Source organism: Planomonospora algeriensis (assembly GCF_977012225.1).
This window is the reverse complement of sequence record NZ_CDRNDK010001096.1, coordinates 1-475: the sequence shown is the minus strand read 5'-3', so window position 1 is coordinate 475 and position 475 is coordinate 1. Positions and strand designations below refer to the sequence as shown.

Genomic DNA, 475 nt, shown 5'->3' with positions numbered 1-475 from the left:
AGCAGGCGTCCGGTCACCGACAGCACGCCCAGCAGCCCCGCCAGCGTGGCGGCCACGACGGGAGGATGACCGAGGTGGACCAGGTAGGCGATCAGCAGGACCGCCATCACGGCCGCGGCACCGCCGTGGGCGGTGAAGGCGGCGGCCAGCAGCCAGAACGGGCGGCGGCGGACGGCCTCGTGGGTGATCGCGGCCCGCTGTGCGGCCGCGGCGGGCGCGTGGGCGGTGCGCTCGCGGCGGCGCAGCACGAGCGCGTGCAGCGGGATCGCGGCCGCGCCGTAGAGCAGGGCCAGGATCACCAGGGCCTGGCGCCAGCCGAACCGCTCCACCAGGAGCCCAGACAGCGGCAGGAAGATGGTGGAGGCGAATCCGGCCACGACGGTCAGTGCCAGCAGCGCGCCGGCCCGGCCGCGCTCGTGGCCGTCGAACCAGGCCACGATGACGGCGAAGGCGCTCTGGTAGAGCACCATCGCGC

1 protein-coding gene is annotated in these 475 nt (G+C 75.4%); it reads right to left on the bottom strand.

Features of this window, described 5'->3' with window-relative positions:
* Positions 1-475: MFS transporter (locus ACWJ6R_RS37980; protein ID WP_449066801.1), on the bottom strand; the 475-nt coding region annotated here is incomplete at both ends.